This window comes from Streptomyces sp. CA-135486 (genome assembly GCF_050936555.1).
Classification (GTDB): domain Bacteria; phylum Actinomycetota; class Actinomycetes; order Streptomycetales; family Streptomycetaceae; genus Streptomyces.
Map to the genome: position 1 here is coordinate 1342979 of NZ_JBNJMM010000001.1, position 14459 is coordinate 1357437.

Below are 14459 nucleotides of genomic sequence, written 5' to 3' on the forward strand. Positions count from 1 at the left end.
CACAGCCCCGCCCACGCCCTCTTTCGGGCACCGAACACCCGATTCGGTGCCGCGCCGGTGACGTGGCACCATGCCTGCATGTCCTCCGCACTGACCGATCTCTGCCGGCACCCGATCGTGCAGGCCCCCATGGCGGGCGGCGCATCCTGTCCCCCCTTGGCCGCCGCCGTGTCCGAAGCCGGTGGGCTCGGGTTTCTCGCTGCCGGGTACAAGACCGCGGACGGCATGTACCAGGACGTCAAACAGGTCCGCGGGCTCACCTCGCAGCCCTTCGGCGTGAATCTCTTCATGCCGCAGCCGGGCACGGCCGACCCCGCCGCCGTCGAGGTCTACCGGCATCAGCTCGCCGGTGAGGCGGCCTGGTACGAGACGCCCCTGGGCGACCCCGACTCCGGGCGCGACGACGGGTACGAGGCCAAGCTCGCCATCCTCCTCGACGACCCCGTTCCCGTCGTCTCCTTCACCTTCGGCTGCCCGACCCGTGACGTGCTCGACTCCTTCGCCAAGGCCGGCACCTTCACCGTCGTGACCGTCACCTCGCCCGACGAGGCGCAGGCCGCCCAGTGGGCCGGTGCCGACGCCGTGTGTGTGCAGGGCATCGAGGCGGGCGGGCACCAGGGCACGCACCGGGACGACCCCGCGTTCGACGGCGCCGGGATCGGGCTGCTCTCGCTCATCGCGCTGGTCCGCGAGACCGTACAGCTGCCGATCATCGCCGCGGGCGGCCTGATGCGCGGCGGTCAGATCGCCGGCGCGCTCGCCGCGGGCGCGGTCGCCGGGCAGCTCGGGACCGCGTTCCTGGTCTGCCCCGAGTCCGGCGCCAATGCGCTGCACAAGCAGGCCATGACGAATCCGCTGTTCGTACGTACGGAGTTGACCCGCGCCTTCTCCGGGCGGCCGGCCCGCGGCCTGGTGAATCGTTTCATGCGCGAGCACGGCCCGTACGCCCCCGCCGCCTACCCCGAGGTGCACCACCTGACCAGTGGCCTGCGCAAGGCCGCCGCCAAGGCGGGCGACCCGCAGGGTATGGCGCTGTGGGCCGGTCAGGGCCACCGGATGGCCCGCGAACTGCCCGCCGGGCAGCTCGTCGAGGTCCTCGCCGCCGAAGCCGACTCCGCGCGCGCCGCGCTCGCGCTGGGCGGCTCCCGATGACCGCGCCCGTGTTCCTCGTCGACTCACTGGACGGCGTGGGCCCGGGCTCGCTGATCACCCTGGACGGGCCGGAAGGGCGGCACGCCGTCTCCGTACGCAGGCTGCAGTCCGGTGAGGACATCGTGCTGACGGACGGGCGAGGGCGCGGCGCGGCAGGTGTGGTGCTGCGGACCGAGGGCAAGGACCGGCTGATCGTCGAACCGCTGCAGTTTCCCACGGAGCCCGAGCCCACGCCCCGTCTCACCGTCGTCCAGGCCCTCCCCAAGGGCGACCGTGGCGAACTCGCCGTCGAGACCATGACGGAGACCGGCGTCGACGCCGTCGTGCCCTGGGCCGCCGCGCGCTGTATCACGCAGTGGAAGGGCGAGCGGGGCGCCAAGTCCCTCGCCAAGTGGCGGGCCACGGCGCGCGAGGCGGGCAAGCAGTCGCGCAGGCTCCGCTTTCCCGAGGTCGCGGACGCGGCAACGACCAAGCAGGTTGCGGCGCTTCTGGCCGAGGCCGATTTCGCGGCCGTGCTGCACGAGGAGGGCGCCGAGCCCCTGGCCACCGCGGAACTGCCCGCGCGGGGGTCGATCGTGCTGGTGGTGGGGCCCGAAGGGGGCGTGTCCCCGGAGGAGTTGGCGGCGTTCGCCGAGGCGGGTGCGAAGCCGTACCGGCTGGGGCGCAGCGTGCTGCGCACCTCCACCGCCGGCACGGCCGCGACGGCGCTGTTGCTGGGCCGCACCGGCCGCTGGTCCTAGCTGTCTGACCGGCCCGGCTTTCACTTCGCGGCCGGCTGGGCGGGCAGTGTGAAGACATGCTGCGGGGTCACGATCTGGCCCAGCGACTTGAGCGGCCCGCCGCACGCACCGCGAGGAACGTGTCGGCGTCGACCACGAGCCGGCGCGTGCGATGCGGCTTTCTGGTCATGTCACCGACCGTACGGGGGATTTGTGTCCGCAACCACTCTTTCCTCCCGGGGGACTAGGTGCCACCCTGCGTCTATGCGGGGCATGAGACCAACGAGGTACCGGCGCTCCCTTGTCGCAATCGGCGTCGCAGGGGCGGCAGTTGTGGGTGTCGCGGCCTGTGAGCCGGTGAGCGGCGGGCTGAGCCCGTCGCGGTCGCGGTCACCACCGACAAGACGGGGACCAGCACGCTGGAGCGGATCGGCTTCAAGGTGCGCTGGCTGAGCTGTACGGCGAAGATCGGCGACGGGAAGGCCAGTGCCGGGGCGTCCACGCCGCCCTCCGGCGGGGGCGTTGCCACCGTCGACTGCCAGGGAGAGACCGACTCCGGCCAGAAGATCACGCTCAAGGGCAGGGTGACGGAGGAGCGTTCCGGCGCGTGCGTACGCGGCAACCTGATCGCCAGGATCGACGGCAAGGTTGTCTTCGAGGCCAGCGTCCTCGGTAACTGCAACGCCGCTTCCAGCAGCGGCCCTTCGCCCACCCCACCGGGCGGGCAGCCGCGGCCCACGGTCACGGTGACCGTTACCGTGACCGAGACACGCGACCCGCCGGGCAAGTGATCCCCAAAGCCGTGACCGGGCGGTGGCACCCTGCCTAGGGTGACGGTGTGACGCACCCTGCCTACCTCCGGTACCCGCATGTCCACGGCGAGTTGATCGCCTTCACCGCAGAGGACGACGTCTGGGTCGCCCCGCTCGACGGGGGCCGGGCGTGGCGTGTCAGCGCCGACAACGTTCCGGTGAACCATCCCAGGATCTCGCCCGACGGCACGCACATAGCCTGGACCTCGTACCGGGACGGTGCCCCCGAGGTCCATCTGGGCCCCATCGACGGCGGGCCCACGGACCGGCTGACGTACTGGGGCAGCATCAAGACCTCCGTACGCGGCTGGACCCCGGACGGCGAGATCCTCGCGATCAGCACCTACGGCCAGGCCTCGCTGCGCCGCACCTGGGCGCGGGCCGTCCCGCTCGACGGCGGGCCCGCGACCGTGCTCCCGTACGGGCCGGTGGGCGACATCGCGTACGGACCGCACGTCCTGCTGCTCTCCGCCACCATGGGGCGCGAGGCCGCCGCCTGGAAGCGCTACCGGGGCGGCACGGCGGGCAAGTTGTGGATAGACCGGGCGGGCGAGGGGGAGTTCGTACGCCTGCATGAGGAGCTCGACGGGAACATCGAGTATCCGCTGTGGGTGGGGGAGAGGATCGCGTTCCTCTCCGACCACGAAGGAGTGGGGGCGGTGTACTCGTCCCTGCCGGACGGTTCCGATCTGCGGCGGCACACCTCGGTCGACGGGTTCTACGCCCGCCACGCGGCCACCGACGGCACCCGCGTCGCCTACGCCGGCGCGGGCGAACTGTGGCTCCTCGACGACCTCGATACGGCCGAGCCCCGCCGGCTCGACATCCGCCTGGGCGGTCAGCGCACCGATCTGCGGCCCCGCCCGGTCAGAGCCGACCACCACCTCGGCACCGCCACCCCCGACCACACCGGACGCGGCAGCGCCGTGGAGATCCGCGGCGGCATCCACTGGGTCACCCATCGCGAGGGACCCGCGCGGGCGCTCGCCGTGGAGCCCGGGGTACGGGCCAGGCTGCCCCGCACCTTCCGGGTGGACGGCGAGGAGCAGGTCGTCTGGGTCACCGACGCCGAGGGCGAGGACGCGCTCGAATTCGCCCCGGCCACCGGACCCGGCGCGACGCCCCGCAGGCTCGGTGCGGGGCGGCTCGGCCGCGTACTGAGCCTCGCCGCGGCCCCCGACGGCAGCCGCGCCGCCGTCGCCTCCCACGACGGCCGGGTACTCCTCGTGGAACGCGAGTCGGGCGAGGTCCGCGAGGTCGACCGCAGCGAGCACGGCGAGGCCAACGGGCTGGCCTTCTCGCCCGACTCCGGCTGGCTCGCCTGGTCGCACGCGGGACCGGATCCGCTGCGCCAGCTGAAGCTCGCCAACACCGCCGATCTGTCGGTCGCCGAGGCCACCCCGCTGCGCTTCCGCGACTTCCAGCCCGCCTTCACCCTCGACGGCAAGCATCTCGCCTTCCTCTCCGAGCGGGCCTTCGACCCGGTCTACGACACACACGTCTTCGACCTCGCCTTCGTCGGCGGCTGCCGCCCGCACCTGATCACCCTGGCGGCCACCACACCGTCGCCGTTCGGCCCGCAGCGCCACGGCCGGGCCTTCGACGCCGACAAGGACAAGGACGGCGGGCAGGACGCGGAGGACGCCGCGGTCACGCGCATCGACCTCGACGGGCTCGCGGACCGGATAGTGCCCTTCCCCGTCGAGGCCGCCCGCTACTCGACACTGCGTGCCGCCAAGGACGGGCTGCTGTGGCTGCGCCACCCGGTGCGCGGCGTCCTCGGCGCGACCCGTGCAACGCCCGACGACCCCGGGCCCCGGACGGAGCTGGAGCGGTTCGACCTCGTCCAGCAACGGGTCGAGGAGCTCTCGTCCGACGCCACGAGCTTCTCGGTCAGCGGCGACGGCAAGCGGGTGCTGCTGTACACCGACGGCACCCTCAAGGTCGTGCCCAGCGACCGCAGGGCCTCGCGCGACGAGGACAGCGACACCAACATCACCGTCGACCTCTCGCGCGTACGCGGCAGCATCGACCCGGCCGCCGAGTGGCGGCAGATGTACGACGAGGCCGGTCGGCTGATGCGCGACAACTTCTGGCGTGCGGACCTCGGCGGCGTCGACTGGGACGACGTACTGGACCGCTACCGCCCGGTGCTCTCGCGGGTGGCCACCCACGACGATCTGATCGACCTGCTCTGGGAGGTGCAGGGCGAACTCGGCACTTCGCACGCGTACGTCACGCCGCGCACCTGGTACGGGGACAGGTCGACGCGGCAGGGTCTGCTCGGTGCGGACATCTCCCGCGCGGCGGACGGCATCTGGCGCATCGACCGCGTCCTGCCGTCCGAGACGTCCGACCCGCACGCCCACTCGCCGCTGGCCGCGCCGGGCGTCGCGGTGCGCGCGGGGGACGCGATCCTCGCGGTGGACGGCCGGCCGGTGGACCCGGTGGCCGGGCCCGGGCCGCTGCTCGTCGGCGCGGCGGGAAAGCCCGTCGAACTGACCATCTCCCCGGCGGGCGGCGGCGATCCACGGCACGCGGTCGTCGTCCCGCTCGCCGACGAGGAGCCACTGCGGTACCACGCCTGGGTGGCCGACCGGCGCGCGTACGTCCATGAGAGGTCCGGCGGCCGGCTCGGCTATCTGCACGTCCCCGACATGCAGGCGCCGGGCTGGGCCCAGATCCACCGGGATCTGCGGGTCGAGGTCGCGTGCGAGGGCCTGGTCGTGGATGTACGGGAGAACCGCGGCGGGCATACGTCGCAGCTCGTCGTCGAGAAACTGGCGCGGCGGATCGTGGGCTGGGACCTGCCGCGCGGGATGCAGCCGTTCAGCTATCCGCTGGACGCGCCGCGCGGCCCGGTCGTCGCGGTGGCGAACGAGTTCTCGGGATCGGACGGCGACATCGTCAACGCGGCGATCAAAGCACTGGGGATCGGCCCGGTGGTGGGCACGCGCACATGGGGCGGTGTCGTCGGCATCGACAGCCGGTACTCGCTGGTGGACGGGACGCTGGTCACTCAGCCCAAGTACGCCTTCTGGCTTGAGGGGTACGGCTGGGGGGTGGAGAACCACGGCGTCGATCCGGACGTGGAGGTGGTGATGTCGCCGCAGGACCACGCGGCAGGGCGTGACCCGCAGCTGGACGAGGCGGTGCGGATGGCGCTGGCGGTGCTGTCGGAGAACCCGGCGAAGTCGCCGCCGGTGCTGCCGTAGTGGTGCGGGCCGGCTGAAGGGTGCGGGGGCTCGCATTGCGGGCCCCCGCCCGCGAACTCGGGAGACTCCTCCAACGCCCCGGCACGCCGCGCCTGGGAACCCGATCACTGGATACGATGCCGGTCCCAGTGCACTCACCGAGGAGGAGCCCGGCATGGCGGGAGAACCGCAGGCTGACTGCCTGTTCTGCAAAATCGCCGCGGGGGAGGTGCCTGCCACCGTCGTACGCGAGACCGAGCAGATCGTCGCCTTCCGCGACATCAACCCGCAGGCCCCGACGCACGTCCTGGTCATCCCCAAGGCCCACTACCGCGACGCCGCGACCCTCGCCGCGGCCCAGCCGCAGCTCGTCGCCGATGTGCTGCGGGAGGCCGCCGAGGTCGCCGCCGAGGAGAAGATCGACGCCACCGGATACCGGATCGTCTTCAACACCGGCGCCGGCGCGGGCCAGACCGTCTTCCACGCTCACGCGCATCTGCTGGGCGGCCGCGGCCTCGAGTGGCCCCCCGGATAACGAAAGCCGGCTCACCTTGTCCGTACGTGAATTGGTCGTGCTCGGCACGGCCAGCCAGGTCCCGACCCGGCACCGCAACCACAACGGCTATCTGCTGCGCTGGGACGGCGAGGGCATCCTGTTCGACCCCGGCGAGGGTACGCAGCGGCAGATGCTGCGGGTCGGCGTCGCCGCGCACGACATCAACCGGATCTGCGTGACGCACTTCCACGGCGATCACTCCCTGGGACTCGCCGGAGTGATCCAGCGGATCAACCTGGACCGGGTGCCGCACGAGGTGTCCGTGCACTATCCGGCGAGCGGGCAGCACTTCTTCGACCGGCTGCGGTACGCGACGGCGTACCGCGAGACGGCCGAGCTCGCCCCCGCCCCGGTCGCCGCGGACGGGCTGCTGGCCGCGACCGGTTCGTACACCCTCGAGGCGCGCAAGCTGTCGCACCCGGTCGAGTCGTACGGCTACCGCCTCGTCGAGCCGGACGGCCGCCGGATGCTGCCGGAGAAGCTCACCGAGCACGGCATCAAGGGCCCTGACGTGGGCCGGCTCCAGCGCGAGGGCCACGTGAACGGCGTCGCGCTGGAGCAGGTCAGCGAGGTCCGCAGAGGCCAGCGCTTCGCGTTCGTGATGGACACCCGGCTCTGCGACGGCGTGCACGCGCTGGCGGAGGGCTGCGACATGCTCGTCATCGAGTCCACATTCCTCGACGGGGATCATCAACTTGCCGCCGACCATGGCCACCTGACCGCCGGCCAGGCGGCCACGGCGGCCCGTGAGGCGGGTGTGCGGCATCTGGTGCTGACGCACTTCTCGCAGCGGTACAACGAGGCCGAGGAGTTCGAGCGGCAGGCGCGGGCGGCCGGCTTCGACGGCGATCTGACCATTGCCCGGGATCTGTTGCGCGTCCCCTTCCCCAAACGTCACCAGTGAGCGAGAACGTCGTGTCACTCCCCCCACTCCCCAAGGCCGAACTGCACCTCCACATCGAAGGCACCCTCGAGCCGGAGCTCGCGTTCGCGCTCGCCGCGCGCAACGGCGTGACGCTCCCGTACAAGGACACCGAGGAGCTCCGCCGCGCGTATCTCTTCCAGGATCTGCAGTCGTTCCTGGACCTGTACTACGGCCTGATGGCCGTGCTGCGCACGGAGGACGACTTCGCCGATCTCGCCGACGCGTATCTGGCGCGCGCCGCCGCGCAGGGCGTGCGCCACGCGGAGATCTTCTTCGACCCGCAGGCCCACACGTCGCGGGGCGTCCCGCTCGGCACGGTGGTGGAGGGACTGGCCCGTGCGCTGGACCACAGCGAGGAGCGGTACGGCGTCTCCACCCGGCTGATCATGTGCTTCCTGCGGGACGAGTCCGCCGAGTCGGCGATGGAGACGCTTCAGGCCGCGAAGCCGTATCTGCACCGGATCACGGGGGTGGGCCTGGACTCGGCGGAGGCGGGTCATCCGCCGTCGAAGTTCCGCGAGGTGTACGAGGCAGCGGCCGCGCTCGGCCTGCGCAAGGTCGCCCACGCGGGCGAGGAGGGCCCGCCGGCGTACATCCGGGAGGCCCTGGACATCCTCGGCGTGGAGCGCATCGACCACGGCCTGCGCTGCATGGAGGACCCGGACCTGGTCGAACGCCTGGCCCGGGAACGGATTCCGCTGACGCTCTGCCCGCTGTCGAACGTGCGCCTGCGGGCCGTGGACGTGCTGGCGGAACACCCGCTGCCGCGGATGATGGCCGAGGGCCTGCTGTGCACGGTGAACTCCGACGATCCGGCGTACTTCGGCGGCTATGTGGGGGACAACTTCCGTGCGGTGCACGAGGCGCTGGGGCTGAGCGAGGAGCAGTTGCGGGAGCTGGCGCGCAATTCGTTCGTGGCGTCGTTCCTGGAGGACGACGAGGAGCGGAGGGGGCGGTTGCTGGCGGAGGTGGAGGCGTACGACTTCAAGGCGGGCGGCGCGGAGTAGACCCCGGGTCGCATCAATCGCCGGACGGGCTTGAATTTCCGGCTTCTGGGCCGATTGAGGTGTGGGTACGGGGTACGGGGCCATCCCTGTGCGGTTCGCCCGCGAAACCACCCACCGGGCAGCAACACCAACGCCCCCTGGCCCACGCTCACCACGAACCCGGTGACTTGCCATTGACGCTCATCGTTCGCGTACCTAATCTTCATTCTCATACATGTACACACCCCATGGGGAGACGGCATGAGCACCGGCAACGACCTCACGATCACCCAGGTGCGGCTCACCCCGATCCTCGTCGCCGACGCCCCGCTGCTCAACACGCAGGGCGTGCACCAGCCGTACACCCCGCGGCTCATCGTCGAAGTGGTCACGGCGGGCGGCGTCACCGGTGTCGGCGAGACCTACGGCGACGCCAAGTACCTCGACCTGGCGGCCCCCTTGGCGGACGCGCTGCCCGGCAGCCCGGTCAGCGATGTGAACGGGCTGCACCGGCTCGCGGACCTGGTGTGTGGCGACTTCGCCGCGGCAGCCACCGGCGCGGACGCCGTCGACGCCGGCGGGCTGCGCGGTGTGCAGACCGCCGACAAGCTGCGGCTCTCGGTCGTCTCCGGCTTCGAGGTCGCCTGCCTCGACGCGCTCGGCAAGACGCTCGGACTGCCCGTGCACGCGCTGCTCGGCGGCAAGGTGCGGGACGCCGTCGAGTACAGCGCGTACCTCTTCTACCGGTGGGCCGAACACCCTGGCGGGGCGGGGGAGTCCGACGACTGGGGCGCGGCGCTCGACCCGGCGGGGGTCGTCGCGCAGGCCCGTCGCCTCGCCCGTGACTACGGCTTCACCTCCTTCAAGCTGAAGGGCGGCGTCTTCCATCCGGACCAGGAGATCGCGGCGGTCCGCGCACTGGCGGCGGCCTTCCCCGGCCGGCCGCTGCGGCTCGACCCCAACGGCGCCTGGTCGGTCGAGACCTCACTGAGGGTCGCCGAGGAGCTGGGTGACGTCCTCGAATATCTGGAGGACCCGGCGAGCACGACGGACCGGATGGCCGCGGTCGCGGCCGGCACCGACGTACCGCTGGCCACCAACATGTGTGTGACGACCTTCGCCGAGATCCCGGAGGCCTTCGCCCGCGGGGCCGTGCAGGTCGTCCTCAGCGACCACCACTACTGGGGCGGGCTGCGCAACACCCGTGAACTGGCCGCGATCTGCCGGACGTTCGGGGTCGGCCTGTCCATGCACTCCAACACCCACCTGGGCATCAGCCTCGCCGCCATGACCCATGTCGCGTCCGTCGTACCCCATCTGGACCACGCCTGCGACAGCCACTACCCGTGGCAGAGCGAGGACGTGATCACCGAGCGCCTCGAATTCAAGGGCGGTCGCCTGGCCGTGAGTGATCTGCCGGGACTCGGCGTGGAACTGGACCGCAACAAGCTGGCCCGCCTGCACCGGCGCTGGCTCGACGACGACGGCGCGATGCGGGACCGGGACGACGCGGCGGCGATGCGCGTCGCCGAGCCGGGCTGGACGGCGCCGCCGGTACCCCGCTGGTAGCGACCGGTCAGGCACGGTGGCGAGGAGGGGCGAGGTCGGGGCTACGTCAGGCACACTGGCCTGATCTGCACCACGTACCAGGAGCGGCGGCACGGTGACCACTCGACACGGAGAGCAACGGGACCACACTGCCGCGGGCCTGGACCCCCTGGCCGCCGTGCGCACCCCCGCCGACCCGGCCTGCGACGTCTACCTCACCGGCAACGTCTTCCTCGACATCATCTTCACCGGCCTCGACACCGCTCCCGTCCGCGGCACCGAGTCCTGGGCCCGCGGCATGGGCTCCAGCCCCGGCGGCGTCGCCAATATGGCCACCGCGCTCGCCCGGCTGGGGCTGCGGACCTCGCTCGCCGCCGCGTTCGGGGACGACCACTACGGCGAGTACTGCTGGGACGCCCTGGAACAGGGCGAGGGCATCGACCTCACCCTCTCGCGCACCGTGCCCGGCTGGCACTCGCCCGTCACCGTCTCCATGGCGTACGAGGGCGAGCGCACCATGGTCTCCCACGGCCACGAGGCCCCGCCGCCCGAGCCCGCCCCCGACTGCCCGCCGCCCGCCAGGGCCGCCGTCGCATCCCTCACCCCCGGCCGCGCCGAGTGGATCGCCCAGGCCGCGCGCAAGGGCAGCCGCATCTTCGCGGACGTCGGCTGGGACGAAACCGGTCACTGGGACCCGGCCGACCTCGCCGATCTGGAGCACTGCGAGGCCTTTCTGCCCAACGCCGAGGAGGCGATGCGCTACACCCGCACGGACTGCCCGCGCGCCGCCGCCCACGCGCTCGCCGACCGCGTACCACTCGCCGTCGTCACCCTCGGTGCGGAGGGCGCGTACGCCGTGGACGGAGCCACCGGCGAGACCGCACAGGTCCCGGCCATCGAGGTGGAGGCGCTCGACCCGACGGGCGCCGGCGATGTCTTCGTGGCCGGGTTCGTCACCGGCACCCTCGCCCGCTGGCCGCTCGCCGACCGTCTCGCCTTCGCCGGGCTGACCGCGGCCCTGTCGGTGCAGGAATTCGGCGGATCGCTCTCCGCCCCGGGCTGGTCCGAGGTCGGGGCCTGGTGGCAGCGGGTCCAGGGCGTCGCCGACCAGGACCCGGCGGCCCTGCGGCGGTACGCCTTCCTCGACGCCCTGCTGCCCACGCAGGCCCGGCCCTGGCCGCTGCGCAGAGCCGTCCCGACCATCGGCTTCGGCCGCTCCGCGTAGATCCGCCGGGGCCCCGCCGGAAAAGCCCTCGGCCTTGTCAGTGTCAGGTCGTACGCTGGTGTTCCAGAGGTTGTCGAGCAGCGAGAACCCTGCAACGGGAGGTATGTGCAGGCCACAGAGCCGGCCCATGACTCAGACACCTACAGCCCAGACCCCAGCGCCGGGGCAGGCACGAGCCCACTTCACCGTCCCCGCCAAGCATCCGATGGTGACCGTCCTGGGTTCGGGTGATGCCCTGCTGCGCGTGATCGAGAAGGCCTTCCCGGCGGCCGACATCCATGTCCGGGGCAATCAGGTGAGCGCGGTCGGCGACGCGGCGGAAGTCGCACTGATCCAGCGCCTGTTCGACGAGATGATGCTGGTGCTCCGCACCGGTCAGCCGATGACGGAGGACGCAGTGGAACGCTCGATCGCCATGCTCAAGGCGAGCGAGAACGGCAATGGAGCGGACGAGACCCCGGCCGAGGTGCTCACCCAGAACATCCTCTCCAGCCGCGGCCGCACCATCCGCCCCAAGACCCTCAACCAGAAGCGGTACGTCGACGCGATCGACAAGCACACGGTCGTGTTCGGCATCGGCCCCGCCGGTACCGGCAAGACGTATCTCGCCATGGCCAAGGCGGTCCAGGCCCTGCAGTCCAAGCAGGTCACGCGGATCATCCTGACCAGGCCCGCCGTCGAGGCGGGCGAGCGGCTCGGCTTCCTGCCCGGCACGCTCTACGAGAAGATCGACCCGTATCTGCGGCCGCTGTACGACGCGCTGCACGACATGCTCGACCCCGACTCGATCCCGCGGCTGATGGCGGCGGGCACGATCGAGGTCGCGCCCCTGGCGTACATGCGAGGACGGACGCTCAACGACGCGTTCATCATCCTCGACGAGGCGCAGAACACGAATCCCGAACAGATGAAGATGTTCCTGACGAGGCTCGGCTTCGACTCGAAGATCGTCATCACGGGTGACGTCACCCAGGTCGACCTGCCCAATGGCACCAAGAGCGGTCTGCGCCAGGTCCGGGAGATCCTGGACGGCGTGCAGGACGTGCACTTCTCGTTGCTCACCTCGCAGGACGTCGTACGGCACAAGCTCGTCGGCCGTATCGTCGACGCGTACGAGAAGTACGACAGCCAAAACGGGAAGTAGTCACAGCGCACCATGTCGATCGACGTCAACAACGAGTCCGGAACCGAGGTCGACGAGCAGGCGATCCTCGATGTCGCCCGCTACGCGCTCGCGCGGATGCGTATCCACCCGCTCTCCGAGCTCTCGGTGATCGTCGTGGACGCCGAGGCCATGGAACAGCTGCACATCCAGTGGATGGACCTTCCCGGTCCGACGGATGTCATGTCCTTCCCGATGGATGAGCTGCGCCCGCCGGTCAAGGACGACGAAGAGCCCCCGCAGGGGCTCCTCGGTGACATCGTGCTCTGCCCCGAAGTCGCCAAGCAGCAGGGCGAAGAGGCGCCGACGCAGCACTCCATGGACGAGGAGCTCCAGCTCCTGACGGTCCATGGAGTGCTGCATCTGCTCGGTTACGACCATGAGGAGCCGGACGAGAAGGCCGAGATGTTCGGTCTGCAGGCGGCGATCGTGGACGGCTGGCGGGCGGAGAAGGGCCTGACCGGTCCGTCCCCGGCGCCGACCGTCTCATGACCGCTCAACTGATCTTCGGCGCGATTCTGCTGGTCGTCGTCGCCTGGCTGGCGGCGTGCGCGGAGGCGGGCCTCGCCCGTGTCTCGAGCTTCCGCGCCGCCGAGGCCGTACGCAACGGGCGCCGCGGCTCCGCGAAGCTGTCGCAGGTCGCCGCCGACCCGACCCGCTATCTCAATGTCGCCCTGCTGGTGCGGGTGTCCTGCGAGATGGCGGCGGGGGTGCTGGTCACCTATGCCTGCCTGGAGGAGTTCAACGAGACCTGGCAGGCACTGCTCGTCGCGATCGGCGTGATGGTGCTCGTCTCCTATGTCGCGGTCGGCGTCTCACCACGCACGATCGGCCGCCAGCATCCGCTGAACACGGCGACGGCCGCGGCGTACGTCCTGCTGCCGCTCGCCAGGATCATGGGCCCGATTCCGCAGCTGCTGATCCTGCTGGGCAATGCGTTCACCCCCGGAAAGGGCTTCCGCAAGGGCCCGTTCGCCAGCGAGGCGGAGCTGCGGGCGATGGTGGACCTGGCCGAGCAGGAGTCCCTCATCGAGGACGACGAGCGGCGGATGGTGCACTCCGTCTTCGAACTCGGCGACACGCTCGTACGCGAGGTCATGGTGCCGCGGACCGATCTGGTCTGCATCGAGCGCTACAAGACCATCCGGCAGGCGCTGACGCTCGCGCTGCGCTCGGGCTTCTCGCGGATCCCCGTCACCGGGGAGAACGAGGACGACATCGTGGGTGTGATCTACCTCAAGGACCTGGTGCGCAAGACGCACATCAACCGTGAGTCGGAGTCGGACCTGGTCTCGACGGCGATGCGGCCGGCGGTGTTCGTGCCGGATACCAAGAACGCCGGGGATCTGCTGCGCGAGATGCAGCAGAAGCGCAACCATGTCGCGGTCGTCATCGACGAGTACGGCGGGACGGCGGGCATCGTCACGATCGAGGACATCCTGGAGGAGATCGTCGGCGAGATCACGGACGAGTACGACCGTGAACTGCCACCGGTCGAGGAGCTCGGCAACGGGCGCTTCCGGGTCACCGCCCGGCTCGACATCGGGGACCTGGGCGAGCTCTACGGCCTCGACGAACTGGACGACGAGGACGTGGAGACGGTCGGCGGTCTGCTGGCGAAGGCACTCGGCCGTGTCCCGATCGCGGGCGCGTCCGCGGTGGTCGACCTGCCGGACGGGCGCGCCCTGCGCCTGACGGCCGAGTCCCCGGCCGGCCGCCGGAACAAGATCGTCACGGTGCTGGCGGAGCCGGTGCGACCGGAAGAGGGTGCGGCGGCATGAAGGCACAGGAACTGAGGGCGTTCTGCCTCGAATTCAACGCGGCGGTGGAGGAGTTTCCGTTCGGGCCCGAGACATCGGTGTTCAAGGTCCACGGCAAGCTCTTCGCGCTCGGCGCGCTGGATGCGAAACCGCTGAAGGTGAACCTGAAGTGTGAGCCGGAGATTGCGGTGCGGCTGCGGGGGGAGTACGAGGCGATCGTGCCGGGCTGGCACATGAACAAGCGGCACTGGAACACGGTGACGGTGGGGGAGCTGCCGGACCGGATGGTCCGCGAGCTGATCGAGGACTCGTACGACTTGGTGGTGGCGGGCCTCCCGAGGGCGGACCGGCTCCGCCTGGACCGGCCGTAGCCGCCCTTCCCGAACGAACCGGGGGCTCCGCCCCCGGACCCCGGCTCCT

At 71.1% G+C, this 14459-nt stretch carries 13 protein-coding genes; all 13 read left to right on the top strand.

Going from position 1 to position 14459, the window contains the following annotated elements:
• The first annotated feature begins 78 nt into the window (after positions 1 to 78).
• The 13 genes from ACQEVG_RS05975 (at position 79) to ACQEVG_RS06035 (ending at position 14410) form a co-directional block, all read left to right on the top strand.
• Complete coding sequence (locus ACQEVG_RS05975; protein ID WP_432978095.1) at positions 79 to 1152, top strand: nitronate monooxygenase; 1074 nt, start codon at positions 79 to 81, stop codon at positions 1150 to 1152.
• The gene (locus tag ACQEVG_RS05980) at positions 1149 to 1892 is read left to right on the top strand and encodes a 16S rRNA (uracil(1498)-N(3))-methyltransferase (protein WP_432978098.1); all 744 of its coding nucleotides are present in this window, start codon (positions 1149 to 1151) and stop codon (positions 1890 to 1892) included. Before ACQEVG_RS05975 ends, ACQEVG_RS05980 begins: the two co-directional genes overlap by 4 nt.
• 419 nt (positions 1893 to 2311) lie before the next feature.
• Complete coding sequence (locus ACQEVG_RS05985) at positions 2312 to 2662, top strand: hypothetical protein (protein WP_432978101.1); 351 nt, start codon at positions 2312 to 2314, stop codon at positions 2660 to 2662.
• 47 nt (positions 2663 to 2709) lie between these two features.
• Positions 2710 to 5898: a S41 family peptidase gene (locus ACQEVG_RS05990; RefSeq protein ID WP_432978104.1), complete on the top strand. Its 3189-nt coding sequence runs from the start codon at positions 2710 to 2712 to the stop codon at positions 5896 to 5898.
• Between the two features lie 154 nt (positions 5899 to 6052).
• The gene (locus tag ACQEVG_RS05995; RefSeq protein ID WP_432978107.1) at positions 6053 to 6412 is read left to right on the top strand and encodes a histidine triad nucleotide-binding protein; all 360 of its coding nucleotides are present in this window, start codon (positions 6053 to 6055) and stop codon (positions 6410 to 6412) included.
• Positions 6413 to 6428: 16 nt separating this feature from the next.
• Complete coding sequence (locus ACQEVG_RS06000) at positions 6429 to 7337, top strand: ribonuclease Z (RefSeq protein WP_432978110.1); 909 nt, start codon at positions 6429 to 6431, stop codon at positions 7335 to 7337.
• On the top strand, positions 7334 to 8365 hold the full coding sequence (locus ACQEVG_RS06005) for an adenosine deaminase (protein WP_432978113.1): 1032 nt from the start codon (positions 7334 to 7336) through the stop codon (positions 8363 to 8365). The genes ACQEVG_RS06000 and ACQEVG_RS06005 overlap by 4 nt, the downstream gene beginning before the upstream one ends.
• A 240-nt stretch (positions 8366 to 8605) precedes the next feature.
• Positions 8606 to 9913 (top strand): glucarate dehydratase family protein, encoded by a 1308-nt coding sequence (locus ACQEVG_RS06010; protein WP_432978116.1) that lies wholly within the window; start codon positions 8606 to 8608, stop codon positions 9911 to 9913.
• A gap of 94 nt (positions 9914 to 10007) precedes the next feature.
• Positions 10008 to 11117, top strand: coding sequence for a carbohydrate kinase family protein (locus ACQEVG_RS06015; RefSeq protein WP_432978119.1), 1110 nt, complete (start codon positions 10008 to 10010; stop codon positions 11115 to 11117).
• Positions 11118 to 11244: 127 nt separating this feature from the next.
• The gene (locus ACQEVG_RS06020) at positions 11245 to 12261 is read left to right on the top strand and encodes a PhoH family protein (RefSeq protein WP_432978122.1); all 1017 of its coding nucleotides are present in this window, start codon (positions 11245 to 11247) and stop codon (positions 12259 to 12261) included.
• A 12-nt stretch (positions 12262 to 12273) separates the two neighbouring features.
• Positions 12274 to 12771, top strand: coding sequence for an rRNA maturation RNase YbeY (gene ybeY, locus ACQEVG_RS06025; protein WP_432978125.1), 498 nt, complete (start codon positions 12274 to 12276; stop codon positions 12769 to 12771).
• Positions 12768 to 14060, top strand: coding sequence for a hemolysin family protein (locus ACQEVG_RS06030; protein WP_432978128.1), 1293 nt, complete (start codon positions 12768 to 12770; stop codon positions 14058 to 14060). Before ybeY ends, ACQEVG_RS06030 begins: the two co-directional genes overlap by 4 nt.
• On the top strand, positions 14057 to 14410 hold the full coding sequence (locus tag ACQEVG_RS06035; protein WP_432978131.1) for an MmcQ/YjbR family DNA-binding protein: 354 nt from the start codon (positions 14057 to 14059) through the stop codon (positions 14408 to 14410). The genes ACQEVG_RS06030 and ACQEVG_RS06035 overlap by 4 nt, the downstream gene beginning before the upstream one ends.
• Positions 14411 to 14459: the final 49 nt, after the last annotated feature.

Bases quoted from the DNA above. Each gene is read 5' to 3' on its own strand.
- ACQEVG_RS05975 (WP_432978095.1), top strand. From the start codon at position 79: ATGTCCTCCGCACTGACCGATCTCTGCCGGCACCCGATCGTGCAGGCC.
- ACQEVG_RS05980 (WP_432978098.1), top strand. From the start codon at position 1,149: ATGACCGCGCCCGTGTTCCTCGTCGACTCACTGGACGGCGTGGGCCCG.
- ACQEVG_RS05995 (WP_432978107.1), top strand. From the start codon at position 6,053: ATGGCGGGAGAACCGCAGGCTGACTGCCTGTTCTGCAAAATCGCCGCG.
- ACQEVG_RS06010 (WP_432978116.1), top strand. From the start codon at position 8,606: ATGAGCACCGGCAACGACCTCACGATCACCCAGGTGCGGCTCACCCCG.
- ACQEVG_RS06020 (WP_432978122.1), top strand. From the start codon at position 11,245: ATGACTCAGACACCTACAGCCCAGACCCCAGCGCCGGGGCAGGCACGA.
- ybeY (WP_432978125.1), top strand. From the start codon at position 12,274: ATGTCGATCGACGTCAACAACGAGTCCGGAACCGAGGTCGACGAGCAG.
- ACQEVG_RS06030 (WP_432978128.1), top strand. From the start codon at position 12,768: ATGACCGCTCAACTGATCTTCGGCGCGATTCTGCTGGTCGTCGTCGCC.
- ACQEVG_RS06035 (WP_432978131.1), top strand. From the start codon at position 14,057: ATGAAGGCACAGGAACTGAGGGCGTTCTGCCTCGAATTCAACGCGGCG.